The sequence below is a fragment of the Bdellovibrio bacteriovorus genome, assembly GCF_001592735.1.
GTDB classification, from domain to species: Bacteria; Bdellovibrionota; Bdellovibrionia; order Bdellovibrionales; family Bdellovibrionaceae; genus Bdellovibrio; species Bdellovibrio bacteriovorus_D.
This window is the reverse complement of the sequence record NZ_LUKE01000001.1, coordinates 1,481,160-1,504,101: the sequence shown is the minus strand read 5'-3', so window position 1 is coordinate 1,504,101 and position 22,942 is coordinate 1,481,160. Positions and strand designations below refer to the sequence as shown.

26 protein-coding genes are annotated in these 22,942 nt (G+C 44.2%); 19 read left to right on the top strand and 7 right to left on the bottom strand.

Annotation, left to right across the window (positions count from 1 at the left end):
- The first annotated feature begins 226 nt into the window (after positions 1-226).
- The 13 genes from AZI86_RS07320 to AZI86_RS19195 all read left to right on the top strand — a co-directional run bounded on the left by AZI86_RS07320 (position 227) and on the right by AZI86_RS19195 (position 12,012).
- The gene (locus tag AZI86_RS07320; protein WP_061834415.1) at positions 227-1,699 is read left to right on the top strand and encodes a HAMP domain-containing methyl-accepting chemotaxis protein; all 1,473 of its coding nucleotides are present in this window, start codon (positions 227-229) and stop codon (positions 1,697-1,699) included.
- A 13-nt stretch (positions 1,700-1,712) separates the two neighbouring features.
- Positions 1,713-2,018 carry a hypothetical protein gene (locus tag AZI86_RS07315; RefSeq protein WP_061834414.1) on the top strand — a complete coding sequence of 102 codons (306 nt, stop codon included), beginning with the start codon at positions 1,713-1,715 and terminating at the stop codon, positions 2,016-2,018.
- A 231-nt stretch (positions 2,019-2,249) separates the two neighbouring features.
- The gene (locus tag AZI86_RS07310) at positions 2,250-2,438 is read left to right on the top strand and encodes a Flp1 family type IVb pilin (RefSeq protein WP_061834413.1); all 189 of its coding nucleotides are present in this window, start codon (positions 2,250-2,252) and stop codon (positions 2,436-2,438) included.
- A gap of 192 nt (positions 2,439-2,630) precedes the next feature.
- Complete coding sequence (locus AZI86_RS07300) at positions 2,631-2,888, top strand: hypothetical protein (protein WP_061834411.1); 258 nt, start codon at positions 2,631-2,633, stop codon at positions 2,886-2,888.
- Complete coding sequence (locus AZI86_RS07295) at positions 2,885-3,541, top strand: hypothetical protein (RefSeq protein ID WP_096000877.1); 657 nt, start codon at positions 2,885-2,887, stop codon at positions 3,539-3,541. The genes AZI86_RS07300 and AZI86_RS07295 overlap by 4 nt, the downstream gene beginning before the upstream one ends.
- Complete coding sequence (locus AZI86_RS07290) at positions 3,535-4,029, top strand: hypothetical protein (protein ID WP_061834410.1); 495 nt, start codon at positions 3,535-3,537, stop codon at positions 4,027-4,029. The genes AZI86_RS07295 and AZI86_RS07290 overlap by 7 nt, the downstream gene beginning before the upstream one ends.
- A gap of 9 nt (positions 4,030-4,038) precedes the next feature.
- A complete protein-coding gene (gene cpaB, locus AZI86_RS07285) occupies positions 4,039-4,935 on the top strand; it encodes a Flp pilus assembly protein CpaB (protein WP_061834409.1) in 897 nt (298 codons plus the stop codon).
- 33 nt (positions 4,936-4,968) lie between these two features.
- The gene (locus tag AZI86_RS07280; protein ID WP_061834408.1) at positions 4,969-6,501 is read left to right on the top strand and encodes a BON domain-containing protein; all 1,533 of its coding nucleotides are present in this window, start codon (positions 4,969-4,971) and stop codon (positions 6,499-6,501) included.
- A 53-nt stretch (positions 6,502-6,554) separates the two neighbouring features.
- Positions 6,555-8,765 (top strand): ATPase, T2SS/T4P/T4SS family, encoded by a 2,211-nt coding sequence (locus tag AZI86_RS07275; RefSeq protein ID WP_061834407.1) that lies wholly within the window; start codon positions 6,555-6,557, stop codon positions 8,763-8,765.
- 3 nt (positions 8,766-8,768) lie between these two features.
- Positions 8,769-9,644, top strand: a complete 876-nt coding sequence (locus AZI86_RS07270; protein WP_061834406.1) for a type II secretion system F family protein — start codon at positions 8,769-8,771, stop codon at positions 9,642-9,644.
- A gap of 28 nt (positions 9,645-9,672) precedes the next feature.
- The gene (locus AZI86_RS07265) at positions 9,673-11,328 is read left to right on the top strand and encodes a DUF6531 domain-containing protein (protein WP_253715810.1); all 1,656 of its coding nucleotides are present in this window, start codon (positions 9,673-9,675) and stop codon (positions 11,326-11,328) included.
- A gap of 15 nt (positions 11,329-11,343) precedes the next feature.
- Entirely contained in the window at positions 11,344-11,634 is a 291-nt protein-coding gene (locus tag AZI86_RS07260; protein ID WP_061834405.1) for a hypothetical protein, read from the top strand.
- Between the two features lie 204 nt (positions 11,635-11,838).
- Positions 11,839-12,012: a hypothetical protein gene (locus AZI86_RS19195; protein ID WP_157684653.1), complete on the top strand. Its 174-nt coding sequence runs from the start codon at positions 11,839-11,841 to the stop codon at positions 12,010-12,012.
- A 79-nt stretch (positions 12,013-12,091) separates the two neighbouring features.
- On the opposite strand, the gene AZI86_RS07255 is transcribed toward AZI86_RS19195, so the two are convergent.
- Genes AZI86_RS07255 through AZI86_RS07245 form a run of 3 tightly spaced genes read right to left on the bottom strand, consistent with a single transcriptional unit; the run spans position 12,092 to position 13,883 of the window.
- The gene (locus AZI86_RS07255) at positions 12,092-12,352 is read right to left on the bottom strand and encodes a hypothetical protein (RefSeq protein WP_061834404.1); all 261 of its coding nucleotides are present in this window, start codon (positions 12,350-12,352) and stop codon (positions 12,092-12,094) included.
- Positions 12,339-12,731, bottom strand: coding sequence for a response regulator (locus tag AZI86_RS07250; RefSeq protein ID WP_061834403.1), 393 nt, complete (start codon positions 12,729-12,731; stop codon positions 12,339-12,341). Before AZI86_RS07250 ends, AZI86_RS07255 begins: the two co-directional genes overlap by 14 nt.
- A 45-nt stretch (positions 12,732-12,776) precedes the next feature.
- Positions 12,777-13,883: a hypothetical protein gene (locus AZI86_RS07245; RefSeq protein WP_061834402.1), complete on the bottom strand. Its 1,107-nt coding sequence runs from the start codon at positions 13,881-13,883 to the stop codon at positions 12,777-12,779.
- 77 nt (positions 13,884-13,960) lie between these two features.
- On the opposite strand from AZI86_RS07245, the gene AZI86_RS07240 reads away from it, so the two are divergent.
- A complete protein-coding gene (locus AZI86_RS07240) occupies positions 13,961-15,559 on the top strand; it encodes a hypothetical protein (RefSeq protein ID WP_096000896.1) in 1,599 nt (532 codons plus the stop codon).
- 14 nt (positions 15,560-15,573) lie between these two features.
- Here AZI86_RS07240 and AZI86_RS07235 read toward each other — a convergent pair whose 3' ends face one another.
- The 4 genes from AZI86_RS07235 to AZI86_RS07220 all read right to left on the bottom strand — a co-directional run bounded on the left by AZI86_RS07235 (position 15,574) and on the right by AZI86_RS07220 (position 18,820).
- Positions 15,574-15,957 (bottom strand): type II toxin-antitoxin system death-on-curing family toxin, encoded by a 384-nt coding sequence (locus AZI86_RS07235; protein WP_061834401.1) that lies wholly within the window; start codon positions 15,955-15,957, stop codon positions 15,574-15,576.
- Between the two features lie 227 nt (positions 15,958-16,184).
- A complete protein-coding gene (groL, locus tag AZI86_RS07230) occupies positions 16,185-17,828 on the bottom strand; it encodes a chaperonin GroEL (protein ID WP_061834400.1) in 1,644 nt (547 codons plus the stop codon).
- Positions 17,829-17,858: 30 nt separating this feature from the next.
- The gene (gene groES / locus AZI86_RS07225; RefSeq protein ID WP_096000876.1) at positions 17,859-18,161 is read right to left on the bottom strand and encodes a co-chaperone GroES; all 303 of its coding nucleotides are present in this window, start codon (positions 18,159-18,161) and stop codon (positions 17,859-17,861) included.
- Between the two features lie 155 nt (positions 18,162-18,316).
- Positions 18,317-18,820: a hypothetical protein gene (locus AZI86_RS07220; RefSeq protein WP_061834399.1), complete on the bottom strand. Its 504-nt coding sequence runs from the start codon at positions 18,818-18,820 to the stop codon at positions 18,317-18,319.
- A gap of 221 nt (positions 18,821-19,041) precedes the next feature.
- On the opposite strand from AZI86_RS07220, the gene AZI86_RS07215 reads away from it, so the two are divergent.
- The 5 genes from AZI86_RS07215 (at position 19,042) to AZI86_RS07190 (ending at position 22,875) form a co-directional block, all read left to right on the top strand.
- Positions 19,042-19,356: a hypothetical protein gene (locus AZI86_RS07215; protein ID WP_061834398.1), complete on the top strand. Its 315-nt coding sequence runs from the start codon at positions 19,042-19,044 to the stop codon at positions 19,354-19,356.
- 555 nt (positions 19,357-19,911) lie between these two features.
- Entirely contained in the window at positions 19,912-20,739 is an 828-nt protein-coding gene (locus tag AZI86_RS07205) for a competence protein CoiA (protein ID WP_216635892.1), read from the top strand.
- Positions 20,740-20,820: 81 nt separating this feature from the next.
- Positions 20,821-21,843 carry a hypothetical protein gene (locus AZI86_RS07200; RefSeq protein WP_061834395.1) on the top strand — a complete coding sequence of 341 codons (1,023 nt, stop codon included), beginning with the start codon at positions 20,821-20,823 and terminating at the stop codon, positions 21,841-21,843.
- Positions 21,844-21,928: 85 nt separating this feature from the next.
- On the top strand, positions 21,929-22,288 hold the full coding sequence (locus tag AZI86_RS07195) for a PadR family transcriptional regulator (protein WP_061834394.1): 360 nt from the start codon (positions 21,929-21,931) through the stop codon (positions 22,286-22,288).
- Positions 22,288-22,875 carry a hypothetical protein gene (locus AZI86_RS07190; protein WP_061834393.1) on the top strand — a complete coding sequence of 196 codons (588 nt, stop codon included), beginning with the start codon at positions 22,288-22,290 and terminating at the stop codon, positions 22,873-22,875. The genes AZI86_RS07195 and AZI86_RS07190 overlap by 1 nt, the downstream gene beginning before the upstream one ends.
- The last annotated feature ends 67 nt before the right edge of the window (positions 22,876-22,942 follow it).

Sequence of the window (22,942 nt, the reverse complement as noted above, 5' to 3'; positions counted from 1 at the left end):
CAAAAGGCGTAAAGATAAACTATTTGCTTTGGCATGGTATGGATCTCCTGAGCTCAAATTTAAGCACACTTAGGACTTACGTCAACTAGCAGCAATACCTTTGTCTAAACTTATTTCGCTAGATTGTTAATATATAATTAAAGTGAGTCTCAGTTTTTTGATTAAATCTTGATAATGACCCTTAAGCTTCCTTTTCGGTAACCGAAACAATTCATGGAGGAAATCCATGAAAAATCTCTCGCTAAAAGGCCGCTTTATTTTCGTGACCGGCCTTTTGATCGCGATATCGGTCGCGACCAATGTCTTGTCCTTAGAACGTCTTAGTTATCAAAACAAAGCGACAAGTACAATCGGTGAGGTATGGTTGCCCGCGGTCAGCAAAGCGGCCGATTTGAATATCAATCTCGCCAACTATAGAAAACTAGAATTCAATTTATTGGCCACACAAAGCACCGATGAACGAAAACTCATCGTGGATGAAATGGACAGCCTTCTTGGCAATATCACCATTTATTCAAAAGTCTTAGAGCCACTTTTAATTACTGATGATCTTAAAAAATCTTATGAAAATTTCATTTCTGCCTGGGATGAGTATCAAGCAGAAAGCGACAAGTTTAAGGCGGCCGTGGAAAAAGAAAATACCCAATTAGCAGAGCAGATTCTTCAAGATAGCTCTCAGAAAACTTTTGAAAAAGCCTACAACGCCCTTAAAAAAGTTACTGACGACAGTTACATGGCGGGCGTGGCAGAAAGTGAAAAAGTCGCTAAAAACTTTAAGATGACTTTATATGCTTTGTTAGGAACCAGTGTGACTTTGATTGGCCTAGGTATTTTTGCGAGCTGGTGGAACATCCGTCGAGTCCAAAAATCTTTGACCGCGGTGGCTGATGGCTTAGACCAAAGTTCACATACGATTCGCACCCGGTCTAATGAGCTGGTCGAATCAAGTGACGTGATTTCTAACAACTCCACGTCCACGGCAGCCTCACTTGAAGAAATTGTCGCTTCCATGGAAGAGTTGACCGCAACAGTCCGTCAAAATTCGTTAAACTCTTCTGAGGCCGCAAATATTTCTCAAGATGCCCAAACCGCGGTCCATCAGGGGCAAGAAAAAATCTCGGAGCTTCTTAAAGTGATGGGCGAAATTTCCCAAAGCTCTAAAAAAATCGGAGAGATCTTAGGGATCATCGATGATATTGCCTTTCAAACGAATCTCTTGGCGCTTAATGCTGCCGTGGAAGCCGCTCGCGCGGGCGAGCAAGGAAAAGGCTTTGCCGTAGTGGCAGACGCGGTTCGCGCGCTGGCGCAAAAAAGTGCGGAATCCGCAAAAGAAATTGGTTCTTTGATCGAAGCAGCCACTTCCAAATCAGCGATGGGCGTAAAAATTGCGGGCGAAAGCGAAGGCTCTTTAAAAGTCATTGTTGAAAATTCAAGTCGTGTCACCGAACTGATTTCCAATGTGGCCCAGGGTTCCCAAGAACAATCCCAAGGTATTGAACAGGTCAATAAAGCTCTGACTGCCATTGATCAAAGTTTGCAAAGTGTCGCTTCTTCCATGGGAAATGTGTCAAGCTCCAGTGAGGAGATGCGTTCCCAGTCAGAAGGACTTTACAAAATGATGCATGATCTGCATCAATTAGTAGGTAAGAAAGAAAATAAAAACAAATCTGAAGAATCAAAAGATTCATCAGCAGCTTAAAGGAGCACGTATCATGAAAAAAACCACTCTTATCGTGGCGATGACTTTAATTGGTCAAATGGCTTTTGCCGGTGATTGCATGATCACGACGGATCGTAAGGCTTGCGCGGGTAAAGAAGCCGAAGTTTTGAAACCCTACAACGGCAAAAACCCGACTGAAGAAACCAAAAAACTAGACGATGTCGGCGCATGTGAAAAATGGGCCGAGAAAAGTTCAAAGATCATCCGTAAGGGTACTTTAGCCGAGAAAAAAGTTTCGGCTAAGTTTGACGGCAAAGACTTAGGTAAGTCTTTTTCCGACAAATCTGACTGTAAATAAAATATTTTTTAAACGGAGTCTGCTTAGGGAGGCTCCGTTTAAATATTAGACATTTTCCCTTAAGGCCCGACTGAATTTCTTCTAAAAACCTCACGCCCACAAATTCAACACCCGTAAAACCAAGAATCTTTTATTTTCTCAATCTGAAACACGTCCAGACCTGGACAATTACTGGGAACCCTCTAAAGCGAATCCCAAAATTAGCCGATAAAAGTCCAAAGGGGGAACTCAATGAAAAAGTTTAAGAACTTTTCGAAGAATCTATTGAAGAATAAGCGCGGCCAAGGTGCCACGGAGTACATCCTATTGCTTGTGGTGGTTGTAGCGCTAGTCATGCTTTTCAAAGACAAAATCAAATCGACAATGGACGGAAAAATTGGTGAGTTGAGCGAAAAAATCACTAATTTCCAGGGCGAATAAGATTTGAATGACAATTGAATACGTCCTGTTGCTAGTCTGCGTTTTCTTTTTCGGGATCAAGGCCATGGTGTCTGCTCCCGCGAAAGCATTTAAAGAGTCCGGCCCTCGTTTGGCCGCTCGAGTAGAGCAGCAACTTGCAACAGGAGACGGATTTAGACCCGGTGGTAGCCCATTAAAATGGGAAGAGGGCCGATGAAACGCTTAGTTAGCAATAACAGAGGTCAGTTTCTGATCGAGACCGTCTTATTGATGGTACTCACGATTGGTCTATTCATTGGTGCTTCCAATTTTCTGCGCGAGAAAAAAATCTTGTCAAAGATGATTGGTGGTCCTTGGGAAAAAGTTTCTGGAATGATCGAAGCTGGTGTGTGGGCATCCCCCGACCAAGCTCGAACAAAACATCCAAATCAGATTAAACGCAGTCTGACATTGGATCCGGAGCAACTATGAAAGCACAATATAGTGCGATCTTAAAACCTATTCAGAATTCCCGCGGCATAATGACTGCGGAATTTATCTTTTCGATCACACTGTGTGCCGGTCTTTGCGTTTTATTGTTTGCTTTGAACTTTAGCTTGTCTATGGCCGAAGTCGCTCAATACATTGCGTTTTCAGCTGCCCGTGCCCACGCTGCGGGTCACGTCGACCAAGAAAAGCAAGAGCAACTAGCTAAAGATAAGTTTGCTGAACTTACCAACCACAAAGTACTAAAAACCTTTTTTACTCCAGGGGGAGCAAACTGGTTTAAGCTTTCCGCACTTGACGTGCGTGGCGGGGGAGTTTCGCAAAAAAGCTTTGATGATTTCTATCCCGCTTATAGTAACGGTGACCAACGTATTCCTCAGGTGGGAGTGCGCTTCTCTTTTTCACCGGCCTTATTAAATATTAAGATCGCTTTCTTAGGATCCACCGCCGAAGATCCCGATCAAGGATTTTCCGCCAATATCTCGGGTCTTTTGATTCGCGAGCCAACTCAAAAAGAATGTTGGGAGCTGCAAGTTAAACGCCGCTATTCTGCAATTTTAGATTTAGACCAACGTTTTAAAGAGCTCGGTAGTTCCGGAGCTAATAAATATGTACCGATGGAGGATAACGGATGTTAAAAAAACAACGTAAATCCTCAATTAGAAATCAAAAGGGCATGGCGGTCTTTGAAATGATCCCGCTTCTGATGATTATCGTGCTGTTTGTAAACTTCTCATTAGGTTTTTTTGGCGCCATTCACACCGGCATCTTAAACTCCATTTCAGCACGCAACTATACATTTGAAACTTTTAGAAATCGCGCCAATTTAACTTACTTTAAGAACACGGATCCTAATGCTGTTAGCAAGGAATTTTCTAAAGCAGGATTACGTCTTCACGGTTCAACCACAGAAAATGAAAATAACAGTCAGAACTGGCTGGCCACGACTCGCATGATTGATTTTATCAATTCCGATAACCGAGCCGCAGAAATTACAGGAACTGATTCATCCACGCATAATAAAACGCGTGAGGTGCCAGACGGAAGAAACACCACAGTGGGAGTGAATCCCATTTGGATTAAAACAACTTACGGCATCTGTTTGAATGCCTCTTGTGGAAGTTAGGTAGCACGCATGGGATCGAATGAAACAAGAAACCTTTGGCTTTCGATTGCGGCAGGAGTCTTCGCGACATTCCTACTGTATAGCTATTCTCAAGAAAAGAAGGCTGAATACGATAAACGCTTCGGCTCTACAAAGCGTATTGTCGTGGCTAAAGAAGATATCGCCGAAATGCAAACGATCTATGACACGATGGTGGAAGTAAAAGAAATGCCGGCGGATTTTATCCAGCCAGACGCGATTTCAATTCCCGACGAAATCATAGGTAATGTCGCCGCAGTTCCAATTCGTAAGGGACAAATGGTTGTTAAAAATAACCTTTTAACTCCAGGTCCAGACACGGGTATTGCCTTGCAAGTTGCTCCAAGTAAACGTGCCGTAACTATTCCTATTGATGAAGTCCGCGCCGTGGCAAAACTGGTCCGCCCTGGGGATCGCGTGGATATCTATGCCGCCGTGGATAACGGTAAAGGAGTCAATCAACGCCGTGAAGTGTTCGTGATGATGTCGGACGTTGTTGTTCTTGCAACAGGTGTCAGCGTTGTTAATAACATTCCACGTATGTTTGAAATCGATTCAACGGGTAAAAACGTGACTCAGATCGCCTTAACAGGGGATACAAAGTATACGACGATCACGATCGAGGCGACTCCAAAAGAAGCGCAAGATCTGTTCTATATCCTTTCAACAGCTCCGGGTAACTTGTTCTTCGCTTTAAGAAATCCAAGCGACCGTGCCGTACCTGCACGTTTACCAAGTTCAACTTCGGATTCTGTTTTAGGAAAACCGGTCATGGCAGATATGCCCGTGGCGCCTCAGATTGCTTTACCACCAAGACCTGCATTTACACCACCGGTCCAACAACAAAGGCCGCAGACACCACGACGTAACGGGTTCCAGACTTTGTAATTGGGTTTATTTAGGGGAATGAAGGGGGATACGATGAAAAAAACACTACTTCTTACGGGATTGATCTTGAGTCTTTCCTTAGGAGTCGAATTGGCTCACGCGCAGGAAGAACTTGTCGCGGAACCATCCTCCCAAACTGCGGATGAAGGATTGGGAGTTTTCCGCTCTCGAAAATTCATCAATCTTACCTTGGGTATTGAGCAGGAAGAAAAACTTCCACCCTTACCGGCAAACATCGAGTTCAAAGGGGACTTCCGTCGTATCGTTACGGCTGAATACTCTAAGGACCTCAATGTCATTCGTTTTATTCCTAAAGCTCAAGGTTTTGCGACACTCACGATTCACGATAAACGTAATAGCAAGATCGTGGCCGAGTATCGCATCGATATTAAAAAATCTAAACTTGATAAAGTCGTGCGAGAGATTCGGGCCCTTTTAGGTGATATCGAAGGCATCAACATCAAAATCGTGAACGATAAGGTTGTCGTTGACGGTCAGATCCTATTGCCAAAAGACTTAGCGCGTATCTTTAACGTGATCCGCCAGTTTGGTGATCAAGCTTCATCGCTTGTTACTTTAAGTCCCCTCGCGCAAAAGAAGATCGCCGAATTTATCGCGCGTGATATTAACAATCCCGAAATCGAAGTTCGTGCCGTCAATGATAAAATCATTCTGCAAGGTTGGGCGAACAGTGATGAAGAATCAAAACGTGCCGAGATCATTGCAAAGACGTATCTTCCAGACATCGTGATTGATGCCGCCGAAGACGGTGGTCCCATTAAAAAACGTCGCCCGGTGAATGATGGGGTTATTAACTTGATCCAAATCAAGGAAGCCGCACCAAAACCACCAGCAAAAATGATCCAAATGGTTGTCCACTATGTAGAGTTAAGCAAGGACTACTCTAAAAACTTTAAATTTCAATTCACTCCTGAGTTGGGTGACAACTCGCAGATGACTTTCCAAACTGGGGGCGATACCCCAGGTGGTGTGATCAGCTCGATCACGGGAACAGTTTCTAACTTATTACCGAAATTGAACTGGGCCAAACAACACGGGCATGCGCGCGTCCTTGAAAGTACTAGCTTGATCGTGGAAGACGGTAAAAAAGGTGAAATCAAACAAGTGACGGACCAACCTTATTCGGTCATCGGTAAAGATGGCGTTCAAGGAACGGCCTTTGCCCAAGTGGGTATCGTCACGGGTATTACGCCCGTGTTATTGGGTGAAAAATCTGGTTCGGTTCACATGGAAATGAGTTTTGAGGTATCAAGTTTGATTGGTACTTCCGCCACCGGTGCGCCGATTGTGAGTAAAAACCAAATGTCCAGCACCGTGACTGTCCGTGACCGTCAAAGTGCCGCGGTGGGTGGTTTGATTCGTAATTCGACTTCAACTGGTTACAACCGCCCTTCTGGACAAAAGAACCCGATCATCAGCTTGTATGCCTCTAAAGACTTCATGAAGCAACAAAGCCAATTCGTTGTGTTCGTCACACCTATTGTGAAGACTTCTGCGAGTTCCGGGGCCGAAGCCATTAAGAAAAAGTTCCGTTTACGAGACTAAAATCTCGTAACGGGACCTCTTATTCCAGCCGATAAAGGAACTGGAGGTCTGCATTGGCTATTAATCAGAATTGCAATCTTATCGCAGTCGTAGGCGGAAAAGGTGGCGTCGGTAAATCCGTATTTGCCGCAAACTTTGCCTGCACCCTCATGACCGAACTCCGCTCTCAAGTCCTTCTTATTGATTGCGACGCAAAGAGCGTTGGCGATCAAAACGTTATCATGGGAATTAAACCTCAAAAGACTCTTAAGGAACTTGCGAACTTCCAAGGTTCTTTAAATGCCCAACCCATGAATACTTTAGTAACAATGCACCCATCGGGTTTAGCTTACTTAGGTGCGGTTCGTGGACCTGAAGAAACGCTTTCTATTGCGCCAGATCTTTTAGGAAAACTGACAGAGTTTTTCAGTCGCGCTTTTAAATTTATCGTCGTCGACGTCGGAACCGATTTAGGCCCAGCGCAAATGGCGATCTTACAAGAAGCCACCGCGATCATGATCGTAACAAGCCCCGAAGTTTTGGTTGTGACGCAAACACAGCGTCTGATCAATGAGCTTTTATCAGCGACGTTCCCGAAAGAAATGTTCCAATTGGTGATCAACAAAGCTTCACCAACAGGTCTTTCACCACAAACAATTTCAAATCAGTTACAGCTTCCGTATTTGGGAATCATTCCTCAAGATGAAGCGACAACAATGATGGCTTTACAGAAATACACGCCATTCGTTATTTCTTCACCTAAAGCTCCGGTGACAGCCGCGTATTATGATGTCGCTCGTAAACTTACAGGCGGAACTTTACAAAGACTTAAAACCCTGACCCGTCCTAAACCACTGGCAGCCCCACCGACAGAAGCCGCTGCGGGAAGTGCGCCTGTTTCCGGACATGGCCTTGATGCCCGTACGATGCTTAAAATTCGTATTCACAACGAATTAATCCGCACCGTGGATTTGAAAAAGCTTTTGCTTGATACTAAACAAGATGAAAACAAAGAAAAAGAAGTTCGCGAAAAAACAAAACGTGAAATCACGTTGATTGTCGACCGCGAAGCTTCTGATGTTTCTCGGGATGAGCGCTCAAAGCTTATCAAAGAAATTCTGGAAGAAGCTTTGGGACTAGGCCCCTTGGAAGATCTTTTGGCAGATAACGACGTCACCGAGATTATGGTGAATGGTCATAAAAAAATCTTTGTCGAGAAAAGTGGCAAGGTGCAGCTAAGCCCGTCCACCTTTACTTCAAATGACCACTTACGTCGTATTATTGAACGTATCGTGACTCCCTTAGGGCGTCAGATCAATGAATCCACACCCACTGTCGATGCCCGTCTTAAAGATGGATCGCGTGTGAATGCGGTGATTGAGCCTTTGGCGATTGATGGACCCGCCTTAACAATTCGTAAATTTAAAAAAGGTGGTATCACCGCCGAAAAATATATCGGTTATGGCAGTATCACAAAAAACATGATCGACTTCTTACGCATCTGTGTTGAAAACGGTCTGAATGTTGTTATTTCTGGTGGTACCGGTTCAGGTAAAACATCTTTACTGAACATGCTTTCTTCTTACATCCCCGCCAATGAGCGCGTCATCACAGTCGAGGACGCGGCCGAGCTTCAATTGCAACAAGAACACGTGGTGCGCCTGGAGACTCGCCCGGCTTCCATGGAAGGCACCAACGCCATTTCGATTCGAGACTTGATTAAGAACTCCTTACGTATGCGTCCTGATCGCATCATCGTGGGTGAGTGCCGTGACGGGGCCGCGCTAGACATGCTTCAAGCGATGAACACAGGCCATGATGGTTCCATGACCACCACACATGCCAACAGCCCGCGTGAATGTATTGCTCGTTTAGAAACACTTTGTATGATGTCAGGCATGGATCTTCCCGTGCGGGCAATTCGCGAACAAATTGCCGGTGCGGTGAATTTGATCGTGCAGATTTCACGTCTATCTGATGGTAGCCGTAAAATCCTTAGCATCACGGAAGTCGCCGGCATGCAGGGTGATGTTGTCACGCTAGCTGAGATCTTTAGATTTAAAGAAACTGGTTACGACAAAAACAGAAAAATCCAAGGAATCTTCCAAGCTACTGGTACTATCCCCAGCTTTATCCAAAAACTCAGCGATAAGGGTGTTACCATCCCACGCGAGATCTTTGGTAATGATCCGACCACCAACGCTCCGGGCAGCGGTCCGGCCAAACCACCCATTGCAACCATGCCTAAAATGCCAGGCGTTGCTCCGGTGAAAAAATCGGGATAGGCCATGAGCTTTTTGTTTAACGAATGGATCATGATTCCCATCTTTGGCATTTGCGTATTTGTCATCGTGATCCTATGGGCCGATAAAACCATTGCATGGCTGCATAAGCGCAGTCTTGGTCAACGAGATCAAGTTCTGAAGTTGATGCGCGTGATGGGCATGGATGTGAACGAAAGACGTGTAACCATCTTGATTCTGCTATGCAGTTTCGGCGTGGGTGCCTTGGCATTTTTAGTGTTCTGGCCCAATGTCATCATGGGTTTCATCTTTGGTGCGTCGTTAACAATTGCTGGGTGGCAGCTTCCGCTTTTAGTGATTCGTTTGATTTATGAAAAACGTTGTACGGCCTTCGTGGATCAAATGGTGGATGGCCTGACTATCATGGCCAACGGTATTAAAGCAGGCTCCAATCCCCAAGAGTCCATGAAGCGTGTGGTTGAGATTATGGGAAACCCCATCAGCCAAGAGTTCTCGCAAGTTTTATATCAAATGCAAGTCGGTGATAGCTTTGAAAGTGCTTTAAACGATCTTGGAGAGCGCATTCCACGTCCTGACGTACAAATGTTCGTAACTGCCATTAATATCTTAAAGGAAACTGGTGGTAACTTAGCGGAAACTTTCCAGACCATCGTCATAACAATCCGCGAGAGACAAAAAGTTGAGAAAAAAATTCAAGCCCTGACTGCTCAAGGTCTTATGCAGGGAATTATCGTTTCTATCATTCCATTTATCCTTATGGGCGTCTTTTTCATGGTGGATCCGGCTTTCATCAAACCCATGTTCAGCACAACCCTAGGTCTAGTGTTACTCTTTGCGATGCTAGCTCTTCAAATAATCGGTGGCGTAGTCATCAAAAAGCTTGTTACCATCAAAGTGTAGTTTGTCAGTCAAGGATGAGGTACCAATAATGATGAAGAAAGCTCTGGCGGCGTTCGCCTTTCTTTTCTCGGCGCAAGCATTTGCTCTTGTAGACATGAAAAATGCTAACTATTCAAACACCTGGATCGACATGGACGTTCCGGGAAGTGGTTACGATTTAAAAGTCGTGCGCACTTATAACAGCCGTTCGCTATTCAACGGCATGTTTGGTTTCGGCTGGTGTTCTGATTTTGAAACTTCGATGGAAGTAAATGCCGAAGGCAATATCAAAGTTAAAGAATGCGGCGGCGGTATGGAGATCACCTTTTCTCCTCGCGAAGTGACTCGCAAAGACGTTGATAATACAATCAGTCAAATTATCACCAAAATGAGAGCTCAGAAGAAAGTAGGCGTGACAGAATCATCGCTGGCTGCTTTGAAAACTCAGCTTCTTGAAGATGACAATGCTCGTTCGGAATACGCTACCCAATATGGCGTTGCGGTTCCCGTTCGTGAAGGTACTAAATTCTTTGCCAACGGTCGTGAAGTCGAAAATTTTGTTTTCAATAAAACTTATTACACTCGCAATATGCCAGATGGAAGTGCGCAGCGCTTCAGTCCTCAAGGGAAGCTCACGCATATATACGATAAAAACGGCAACTTCTTAAAGTTCGAATACGATAAAGACGTCATTGCGACAATCCAAGACAATAACAGTCGCCGTCTTTCGTTTAAATATTATCAAAATAAAAAGGTGAAATCGATCTCGGGCCCGAACGGCCTTTTGGTTGAATTCAAATTTGCAAACCTAGATGACTTATCATGGGTAAAAAATGCTTGGGGCAAGACCTACACCTTTGAATACGACGAGCTCCACAACCTGACTAAAGCTACATGGCCAGATAAAACTTTTATCGCCGTTAAGTACGATAAAAAGAATGACTGGGTTTTAGGTTTTACCGATCGTGACAAATGCTTAGAGTCTTATAAGTACGAGTTCTCACAAAACGATCCAAAAAATCATTATTGGTCGACAGTTAAGAAAACTTGCGGCAAAGAAGTGATGGCCGACAATAAATACGAATTCTGGCATCAACAACGCCCTGACGGTCAGTATTTCTTACAACGTGTTATGACAACGGTTAATGGCAGCGTGACAGACATCAGCTACCATGAAGTCTTTGGCAAACCGATTTCTATCCGTCGAAATGCCGAACGTATTTCTTATGAGTACTACCCAGATGGTTTGGTTAAAGTTAAAGCCAGTCCAACCGCACGTATGAACTATGAATATGATCCTAAGATTAAAAAAGTAAGCTCCGTAACAACGAACTTCTTTAACGAGAAGGGCGCTAAGATCTCTACTAAAACCTCACAGTTTAAGTATGACGGTAAGGGTAATTTGGCTTTCGCCCAAAATAGCGATGGTCAAAAGATCAATATGACTTACGATAATCGCGGTCGTATTGCGACGATCACCGATCAGGCCAAAAAGGTCGTTAAAATCGAATACGAAGAGCGTTATGGCAAGCCATCGGTAGTAACCCGCCCAGGATTAGGAACGATCGTGGTTAGTTACAAATCTAATGGTGAAATAAATAAAGTAGATAGCAAAGAAGGACCTTCCGTCGCAATGCAAGTTGCCAGCACATTCAATAATTTGCTAGATGTTATAGCCCCTGCAACTGCAGAGTTGTATCTGTAAGGAGACGGTGAATATATGAAAAAAATCTTAGCACTTTCGATGATGTTGGTTCTAGGTTTCTCAAGCACTTTCTCTTATGCTCAAGAGGAAAATCCGAATCGCGTAAATGCGACGGGCGATGATCCAAATGAAAATATGGGTCGCTCTTTTGGGGCCGAAACACAAGCTAATGTAGCGGCGACCGGCACCGGCTGTAAGGAATGCGAAGCGCGTTTAAAGCGAATCCGCATGCAAGAGGATACCACCTTCCGCAAAGGCGGCACGAGCAGCGATCCTTCACAAAAAGCGCAATCTGGAGCTCAGTAGCCCCGGCCCCACTTTGAAATCGTTCACTTTTTATACAATCGTTAACCTAAAAGGGCTTTGGGACACCAAGGCCCTTTTTATTTGATCTGATAAATGTCTCATTCTAGATAATGTCTCATTTCAAGACACAAATTCTGGCACAACCGCTGCAATAGTCTTCCTTTGAACAGGTTTATTATTTTTAAACTCATCAAAGGAGTTGTTATGAAGAGATTAGTAAATTTTGGTATCGCTTTGGCGATGACGATGATCGCCTCGGGAGCATTTGCGCAGCCCAAGTGCAATCACCAGGCTTCAATTGGCATCTTGGATAATACAAAGGTAATAGCAAGTTCGAACTCAGGCACCAGCGCTACCGTGCGCACTGGTACTAAATAGATCAAGCCCCCCACGGGAGAGTAACTTATCCCCCTTACTTCGGCGAAGCCGAAGTGCAAAGAGTTGCTCTCCCGACCCCTTACCTGATCGCCTTTTCGTGGGCGCCTTCTTGATACCCATCAACGGTGCTTGCCACGCCGTCTTTCACGGTACGACCCAAATTACGCAAAGCCATAGCCCCGCCAGCCGCCGCACTTTGAATATATTGCGAGATCGTTGATTTGCGAAGCCAGTGAAACGAATGTGCTTCAATAGAATATCCGCCCACTTTCACCTGCATCAAAACAACTAACAGCATCGTGAAAACGAAACACTTCACAACGAACTTAAGTTCTTCCATTTATGGATTCTCCTAGATGAGGAAAGACCTTTAAAACATTTTGAACAATATCTTCTTTAGAAAATGGCTTGGTCACGTAAGCATCAAAACCCGACGTACATGCCTTTTGAATAATCGCCTCTTCGTCAATCGTCGAACAGCCGATGATTTTCATTTCGGGATGAAGTTCTTTGATCGCTTGCGCCGTTTGAATGCCATTGCGATGAGGCATGACCATATCCAAAATCACCAGATCGGGTAGAGTCGCTTGGACAAGTGCGATGGCTTCGTCTCCGTTAGAAGCTTCACCAATGCAAACTCCCCCAGCATCTACCAGGATATTTTTTATGATCTCTCTTAAAAAGCCGGCGTCATCGACAACCAAGAAACGATATTTCATACCGTTTCATTATAGGACCTTCAAATGACTTTGATGAGTTGTTTTCTAATGGCCCCAACGATAGCCCAGGGAAAACATAATTAACGAATTCGTAACGCTGACATTATCAGGTGTTGCCGAAGTATGTGGATCTGGCAACGAGGCCGCACCATCAAAGGTGTTTTTTTCTGTGCTAAGACCCAAATTCCAAATGAGTTGGCTTTCGCGAGTAAACTTAAATTCACCGCCTAAATCCACACCCAAACGAATGTTTTCGTCAGAAGTTCCTGATTTAATATCCACGCCCGTTTCAGATTCAGAGTGTTGCAGGCGCGGATAAAAAGATCCCCCAAATGTCCAAGCATAACTTTCAGACGTCGGAACGCGAGCTTTAAGAGCCATACCAAATCCGCTTGTTTTAAGACGCGGCCGAGAGGTGTTGTCGCTTTCAACATTCACCTTGCTGTCGCTATAAAGAACAGCAAATTCCATTGAGTTTGAAAGACGAGACACCCCAAAGAATCGGCGGAAGTTAATGCCCAAATCTAAGTATTCATATTTCGTCGGCACTCTAGAAGATCCCGAAACAGAATCCATGTCCGCCGCAAATGAGAACATCAGTTGACCGCTCACACCGATTAACGGCGTAAACCATACGTTGGTCTTAATCTTTAATGCCTCAAATAGGCTTTGATAATCCCGATAAGAATAATTTGATTGTGAATCCGTATAACCGATCACCGGCATCACTTCTAATTCGACTTTATTGTTACGCACGTCATCCGGATGAACCTGGACTCGATAAAAGTCATAGACCTTTTCAGCTTTGCTAGAAAACAAGCTCTCGGCTTGTTCAGAAATACTAGGCTCTTGAGCTTCCACCGCAGCACTTGTAGTCGCCACCACCGTCGGCGTCGGCGATGCCTCGGTCACGGGTGTTGGTGTTGCAACCGTCGTAGTCATTGTTGTCGTGGCTGCCGCACCAGGAGCGACGGCCGTTGAAGTCGTCGTTTCCGTTTTTGTCTCGGCGGGGCCTTCTGATGTCGGCTTACGATGCGTCGGTTTTGTCTTACGAACTTCATAGCGTCCTGAAGAAAAACCTTCTAGACCTACTTGGGCGTAAGAGGTGGAAGAAACAATCATCATCACGAATAAAATTTTGCCGATTTTCATAAGAAATATTTCGGCTCTCGGTCCGAATTACTTGACGTCAAATTGACGAGTTTTCAGAGAGCATGCACAATAAATCTATGAAAATAATTCTGCACACTTTTGTCAGCGTTGTCCTTGCCTCGTCTTTCATTTTTTCTATGGCTCACGCCCAGACGAATGCCCAGAATGCTTACATAAGTGCTATCGATCAAGACCTAGCAATTAAGTCGATCGTCTTAGTCCCGACCTCTGACAACGTCGGCGGAATTTACGCTCGTCCGGTGGATGAAGAGCTGCAAAATGCGCTGAACGATGACAAGCAATGGTCTTTAGCGGCCTATCCAAAAGATCTTAATATCAAAACGGAATTTTTAGATGAGCGTCCCCAAGATGTAAAATCTGTTTTGCAAAACACGCAAAGTGAGGCCGCTCTTGCCACACGTATCATTCGCGGACCGCGTGGTATTTCGATCACCATGACCTTATTTGTGGGTCGCGATGGCTGGCCTTTATTACAAGAATCAGCAACCGATTTAAAAAATTTTGAAACCGTCCAAATCCGTGCGGAAGCCCGTCGCATGTTTGAAAATATCAAGTCCCGCATGCCTTTCCGTGGTGTGATCATGAGCCGACGTGGCCAACAGGTGACTTTAAATCTGGGCAGCAATTACGGGCTAAAAAATGAAAGCAGCGTTTCGGTTGTGCAAATTATAAAAGTAAATCGCCATCCGAAATTGCATTTCATGGTTAGTACCGAAAAAGAAGTCCTAGGGCGCGTAAGACTTTTTAAAGTCGAACCGTATTTAAGCTTTGGTAATATCGAAATGGAAAAAGAACCCGGCGTTATTTCTGTCGGCGCCAAAGTGATGCCGGATGAATTTGTGAAATACGCCATTCCTGTGGTCACCCCTTCAGGAAAGATCTTACAAGACGTCACCACACGGCCGGATAAGGATGTGGCCTTTGGGGAAAATCCTCAAGAGTGGTTGCCAACAATGCCCCCACAATACGGCAAGATTGAATTGTTAGCGGGGATCACTCAATACACACAAAATGCGACATTGCTTTCATCGGGATCCATTTCGGGCAGCGACAACATGGCGCCAAACATTATGGCGCGCGGTGAGTTCTGGTTAAATCCTGAATGGTACGTCGGTGCTCAATTACGCCAAGCTGTGATCGCGATTGAAAATACCTTGGCAGGTTCTTCCCCAAGCAAGTTAAACGTCGCCATGGGGCAATACGCGGTAAATGCGGGCTATAATTTCCTGCTAACTAACGACTTCTTTGGGCCCAAGCTGCAAGTGTCTTTGGGATATATCAATACCAATTTTACCGCCGATGACAGCACCCCCACGGCTTACACTTCGATGAAATACAGTGGCATGGCGTTGGGTTTAGGCGGGCAGTTCCCAATATCCGAAGAAGTTCCTTTTGAAATTGGCGCCAAACTTGATTTTTACTTAAGTACCTCAATGAGTGAAAACAAAACCAGCGGTTCGTCTTCATCGAATAAAATTAATTCATTTAGTTTCTTTGGTGATTACCGAATGCAGCCACGATTTAAGATTCGTGGGGAAATCTTGGTGGAAAGCTATAGTTCTGATTTCAACGGTACCGGCTCACGCACGGAATCGGCTTCAACCGTGACCCATAAGCTCATGACCATCATGGGTGGGGTTCAATATCTGTTTTAAATTTGCAGGGCCGTCTATTTCACCGCACGCATATATTTTTCAAGCCAAGCGGCAATCTCTTCAATCGCCGCTTTTTTGCCAATGACTTGATCGATTAGAAACCTTTCACCATTATCCGCATCAACCTTAAGACGATATCCATTCATGCGCAAAAAAATCGCCGTGACCGCAAAGGCCACGCGCTTATTCCCATCAAGGAATGCGGGGCTCTGACAAAGGCTTTGTAACAAGGCCGCCGCCTCAAGCGATAATGTAGAATAATAACCCGTCTGCGGGCGCATCAATGCACTTTGTAGCAACCCCAGATCACGAATACCACTAGAGCCCCCAAAGCGTTCAATAAGAATGCGATGAAGCTCTAAAACTTCACTGAGTGTGGGATAAAGAGTGACCTTCACTTCGCCAACCGCTGCAATAATTCAGCATGGTCATCAAGAACTTCATCCATGGCAGAACGAAATGCAGGACGAACCTGAGCCTTGGCGATGTATTCTTTAACCGCTTCCGACACAATTCCCGAGATGCTTCGATGGACACAAAAAAACCCCTGTAAAAACAGGGGTTTTCAAGAAGCTGCTTCAGTCCGGCGCCCGAAGGCGCCTGCGCTCTGCGGCCTCACGGCCGACTACATCATGCCGCCCATACCACCCATGCCGTGGTGATCGCCACCAGGCATAGCTGCTGGAGCATCTTTTTTCGGAGCTTCAGCAATCATAGTTTCAGTAGTAAGCATCAATGAAGATACAGACGCTGCGTTCGTCAATGCACAACGAACAACTTTAACTGGATCGATAACACCATCTTTAATTAGATCTGTGTATTCATCAGAGTATGCGTTGAAACCCCAAGTGTTTGATTTGTTTTGAAGGATACGATCTAAAACGATCGCGCCATCAAGACCCGCATTCGCCGCGATTTGACGGATTGGCTCTTCACAAGCACGTTTGATGATAACCGCACCAAATTGCTCTTCTTCAGAGAATTTAGATTTGTCGATTTTTGCAGAAGCGCGAAGCAAAGCAGTACCACCACCAGCGACGATACCTTCTTCAACCGCCGCGCGAGTCGCGTTCAAAGCGTCTTCTACACGGTGTTTTTTCTCTTTCATTTCGACTTCAGAAGGAGCACCAACGTGGATAACAGCTACGCCGCCAGCCAATTTCGCTAAACGCTCTTTCAATTTTTCTTTATCGTAGTCAGAAGAAGTTTCTTCGATTTGTGCTTTGATAGCAGCAACGCGACCTTGGATGTCTGCTTTTTTACCAGCGCCATCGATCACAGTTGTGTTGTCTTTATCGACAACGATGCGTTTTGCAACACCTAGGTCAGCAACAGTAGCTTGCTCTAGTTTGCGGCCGATATCTTCAGAGATCACCTTCGCGCCAGTCAAGATAGCGATATCTTCAAGCATAGCTTTACGACGATCACCAAAGCCTGGAGCCTTAACCGCAGCAATGTGAAGAGTTCCGCGAAGTTTATTAACTACCAAAGTAGCCAATGCTTCACCTTCAACGTCTTCTGCGATGATCAACAATTGACGACCTTGTTTTGCAACGCCTTCAAGAATAGAAATCATGTCTTTCATTGAAGAGATTTTTTTGTCGTAAACAAGAACATAAGCGTTTTCAAGAACCGCTTCCATTCTTTCTGCGTTAGTTACGAAGTATGGAGAAAGGTAACCACGGTCAAATTGCATACCTTCAACAGTTGTTACTTCAGTTTTAGCAGTTTTTGATTCTTCGATAGTGATAACGCCTTCACGGCCTACTTTATCCATCGCATCTGCAAGCATAGTTCCGATTTCTTTATCGTTGTTTGCAGAGATCGCACCAACTTGAGCAACTTCGTTTGAACCTTTAACAGGTTTAGACATCGCTTTAAGCTCTTCAATCACGATACCAACAGCTTTGTCGATACCACGTTTGATAGACATTGGGTTGTGACCTGCAGAAACTAGTTTCGCACCTTCGCGATAGATCGCTTGCGCAAGAACAGTTGCTGTTGTTGTACCGTCACCGGCTTCGTCATTGGTTTTAGAAGCAACTTCTTTAACCATCTGCGCGCCCATGTTTTCAAATTTGTTTTCAAGTTCGATTTCTTTAGCAACAGTCACACCGTCTTTAGTGATAAGTGGTGAACCGAAAGATTTGTCGATAACTACGTTGCGACCTTTAGGTCCAAGAGTTACTTTTACTGCATTCGCAAGAGTGTTAACACCTTTAAGGATGTTCGCACGAGCGTCTTCTGAGAATACTAATACTTTACTCATTATATTTCTCCGTTATTAAATTTCAAAAAATTAGTTGAATACGCCTAGGATGTCTTCTTCGCGCATCATTAGGAATTCTTGGCCTTCAAGTTTTAATTCCGTGCCTGAGTAGCGTCCGAAAAGAACTTTATCGCCAACTTTTACTTCCAACGGCAAAATTTTTCCGTCTTCAGTGATACGACCTTTACCAGTCGCGATGATTTCACCACGTTGTGGTTTTTCTTTAGCTGTGTCTGGGATGAAAAGTCCGCCAGCGGTTTTTTCTTCTTCCGCCATTCTGCGAACCAAAATTCTGTCATGAAGAGGGCGAACGCCGATTTCGTTCTTAGCCATATTAGAATGCCTCCAATTAGGGTTTTTTATTCTGTAGGAGGTAATATGAACTCTATGTGAAGGGTGTCAAGGTACGGACTTGAAATTTTGTATGGCCGACGCAGACGGGAATCTGCTCTTTTAGACGCGACGAATTAAGGTGCTGATTTAAGGGATTATTTTCCGGACGCTTTTTCGATATTTACAGCACTCGCCGGAAGATCCGAAGCATGAGCACCGAACACAGAATTCGCATACGCATTCATCAGCTCCGCAACCTCTTCAGCCGATAATTTGCCCGCGACTTCCGCAAAGGCGGCTTTCTTATTTTGAACCTTCGTCAAATAACCCGCGAAATAATCCGTCACGGACAGATCTTGGGCTAATTCTAGGTTGTATTGCTCCATTTTTAATTGGCGTTCTAACTTTTCAACTGTGTAGTCCCCGGTAGATGCCGCTTCCAGAGTGCCTCGACCCGCGCGCAAATTGGGATCTTGAGAAACCACGGCCGCACGAACGGCTTTTCGAGTGTCGATCTGATTTTTAATAGAAGTGATGCGGGTTTGAGTTCCTAAAACGCGTTCGGTTTTCCATTCTTTATAGCTTTTAATATCGGCCGCCGCCTTCAAAGGAAGGGCAGACCCCAAAGCTAGTAAAGCGATAATAACTAAAGCGCGCATGAAAACTCCTAAAACACGTACTGATCTTTTGCTACGGGCACGGATAGTACAAGGCTTGTGCCCGTGATTAGGTCCCCATAAACGCATATATTGCATTTGAGGCGAAATTGGGGACCAATTGTGTTACTTTGAGACGAAACACGCTTTACAGGATTTTTTTATATAGTGATGACAGCTTTTGCGAAAGCTGATTTAAAATTAACAAACAATCCCGAGGTTATATGAAAATTCTTTTCGCATTAATTCTTATTGCTCCACTTTTTTCGTTCGCACAAACTGAAACCAAAAACACAAAAGTTCCGGTCAAAGAAGGCTATGAGACCATGGACATGAATCAGTTTAAAGACTTAGATCGCCCAACGAAACCTGGCGGAGCAAGTGTTAAGTTTTCTTCGAATTGTGTAAGCAAAACAGGCGTTCAATATAAAGAACAAGATTCTGGATACGCCGCTTGTCTGCGCGAAGCACAGATGGACAATGCTCAAGGGTTAAAAAGCGGCGCCACGCCAAGCATGGGTGTTAAGTTCGGAGATTAGAAAACAAAAAAGCCACGCTATTAACGTGGCTTTCAAATAAAAAACAAAATGGCTCACCATGCATACAATACTCGAACCAGGCTTTCCTCCGCGTATCATCTTGTTGATAGTATTACGTTTTTCGCAAAACCCCGCCAAAAAGATGCAAGTTTCCTCCGAGAAAAATACCTGGTTGAAGAGCTTTCTACCCAGCAAATAGCGGACATCTGTTTTTCCTCCAGATCTACCATTGTACGTCATTTAAAGCTTAATAGGATTGCATTGCGCGAAATAGATGTTGCTAGAAACCTACGCGCCGCCCAAATACCCTACGGACAAAAACTCCTACATGGAAACCTCGTTCCGTGTAGATCTGAACTTTTGATGATTGAAAAAATGCTTCGACTGCGAAACAAGGGATTCAGTTATCAAAGGATCTCTGAGCTTTTAAATAATTGGGAAACGCCAACCAAAAATAAGGATTCGCGTTGGCATGCAACGACCGTCATGAAGATCCTAAACGCACATAGCAATGCGGGGCGCTAAATCATTTAAGAACTGAAAAAGAATTACTTTTTGAATTACCTTCGCGAGATGCAATACGCATTGGTAGACAATACAAGAGCTGAAGCCACCAAAGGGTTAAAGGGAATATGTCCCGGATGTGGATTAATTGTGCGTGCCAAGTGCGGATCCAAAGTTATTCATCACTGGGCACATGAAAATCGTGTTCAATGTGATTCGTGGTGGGAAAATGAGACTGCCTGGCATAGAGCATGGAAAGAACTTTTTCCTGCTGAGTGCCGCGAAGTTACTCATCATGCAGTGGACGGCGAAATACACAGGGCTGATATTAAAACACCTTCGGGAATTTATATTGAAGTTCAACACTCCCAAATTACTGATCTAGAGCGCCTTGCAAGAGAAAGATTTTATAAAAATCTTGTTTGGATAGTTGATGCAAAACCTTTCCGCAATAACTTTCGGCTGGCACACATGCTACCACATCATGACAGTGATATTGCTCAAGATCTGGTTTGGTATAAAGCAGAGTGGGGACTTGAGGGAACCATCTCGGGATTATTTTATCGTAAGTCACAAAACCCAGATGCTTCCAGTTGGGTATATGTAGAGGGAACACATCACATTGAGCGAGAGTTAAAACTTGCTTACAGAGGTCAACATCAATACGTATGGAAGAAGCCACGCACAACCTGGATCGAGGCAACAGTTCCAGTGTATTTGGACTTCGGTGAGGAGTGGCTTTGTCGCCTCGAACAATATGGCAATACGAATTTGAAGATCCTCCGCCTTATATCCAAAGTGCAGTTCCTTCGCGACTGCATGCTTGAAGTAGACGTAAAAAAGATTGCGGATAATCCGTTTAAATTAAAAAACTCCTGAACTCTGAGCTTTAGACTAGATCCCCTCAAAGCACTTTACTTTTTTAGAAGAAAACATCTTAATGTTTATTGCGAGGTGAGTATGGAGGGAAAAGAATTTAGTAAGGCTTTTTTTACTAAAGGAATAAAATCTGGAAAATTGGCACTAGCACTTTTGACGTCTGACGACCTCACGGAGCACAAGGAAGCTTCCCTGAGGGAATTTTTCCACTGTTTTGAGTTGTTACTAAAATCTCAGATCGCTACTCACAGTCCATATCTTTTGTTGGCAAACACGGCTGATTTGTCGGGGGGCTGGGGAGAAAAAAAGAGTTTCGATGACATTTCGACTAAGCCAGCCAGCGAATTGCCAAAATTGCTATACGTTTTAGAGGCTGCGAATCCGAAGTTTGAGTTCTTGAAAGAAAACTTCGATGTGATCGAAGCAATGAGGAAAGAAAGAAATAAGTCTGAACACGGATCGGTTCACTTCACAGACGCATATGTTGCGCTAGTGATTGCCCCGTTCTTTCATAAAGTTTTGTCCAGACTGATCGATGCAATAGATCCGCGAGGTTACGAATTTTACTTTGATGCGGCTGCTCGAATTGAAGTTTTAGACCAGTGTGAAAAGCCCGAGACGTTGCTTGCGGACCCCAATCGGTTCATCCCTATTGTACGTCCATGTCCTCAGTGTTTGCATCATTTTGCGTTTTTAAGCAAAGACGGAAAGAACGTCCACTGTTTAATCTGCGATGAGGATGTGATCGTAGACTCACCCACTAAATACGGAGTTTGTCCTACTTGTGATCGCCATACATTGATATTAAATGACTTCGTACGGTGCCTCGGCGAATGTCTAATCGATTTTCCCGCCACAACTCCACTCGCACACGATCAGAGTTGTTCCTGTAATTCTGATGAAATATCTGATCTTAAAGAATACTCGGGTTCTCAAGAAGGCCTCTGCTTGCAATGCCTCAAGGTATTAGATTTCTGGAAATGTGATTTTTGCGCAGAGTATTGGACATCACCCTCCGTTAAGCCTCCTGAGGAGATTTCAGATAAAAATTTATGTGAAAACTGCGAAAGTCATGTTGTAGGAATATACGCATATCCACCATAGTTCACTACATTAACAACGCGCTGAGCCTCGACCAGTTGACATATCCTAGACAATGTCTAAGATATCGAAGTCTAGGGAGGTTCCAGTGGAAGAACAAATCTACCTTGGTGATCTTGAAAAATATATTCTTACTTCAATCATGCGCAGAGCTAATGATGCGTATGGAGTGGAAATTCGTGCTGGCATCAATAAGGCGAGTGGTAAAGAATATTCAGTCGCAACAATTTATAAAACTCTAGATCGCCTTGAAGCGAAAGGTTTCGTAACTTCGCGCAAGGGTGAAGCAACGGAAGAGCGCGGAGGACGCGCGAAAATGTATTTTCAAGTCACGGGTCTTGGCGAAAAAGCTTTGTCTCAGTCTTACAGAGCACTTGAGCGCATCGGATTTCTTGATTTAGTGCCCAGCCTCAAAAAAATCATCATTCGTTGGATTGAGGTCGGCTAATGGGAAAATCTAAATGGCAGAAGATCCCACATATTAAAATGAAAGACTTATCAAAAAATTTCGAGAACAAAGAGAATCTGCTTTTAGATGCTCACGTATGGGCGGAGATTAGAAATCGAATTGTTCATGCGGACATCAGAAAGCCAGGCGTGGACGACCGACAAGATCTGGAAAATCTATTGGGAAAGTCTATTACTGCACATGAATTCCAAATGATATTTGGAACATTCAGTGAGGCAAATCCTAAACGTTACGCTAAATGGTACAACTCTCTTTTTTCCGGTATGGTTGACGATGTAGTTTCTGCCACAGAATTCTTTCAAGGAATTCAACAAGAACAGGCTCAACTGCCAAAAACTCTATTTTTAGAGAAGCTCGCACTGTTATGTGTAGAACCAGCCAAGATCGAGAGAACATTCGGGGATATCGAAGAAGTCTTCCGATCTGAAATTATAAAAAAGCATTGTCGTGCATACGTTGATTTTTGGTATTCTTTTCAATTATTAATGGTCATTGTTACCTCTGTCGGACCGTTTTTAATGAAGGCATTGGGAATTAAAGAAGTCATAGAGAAGTTCGTTAAGTGATCTTTTATCTTTTCGGAGACTTTCGCTAGACATCAGATTAGGATTTCGGAGCTTTTAGGAGCTCCTA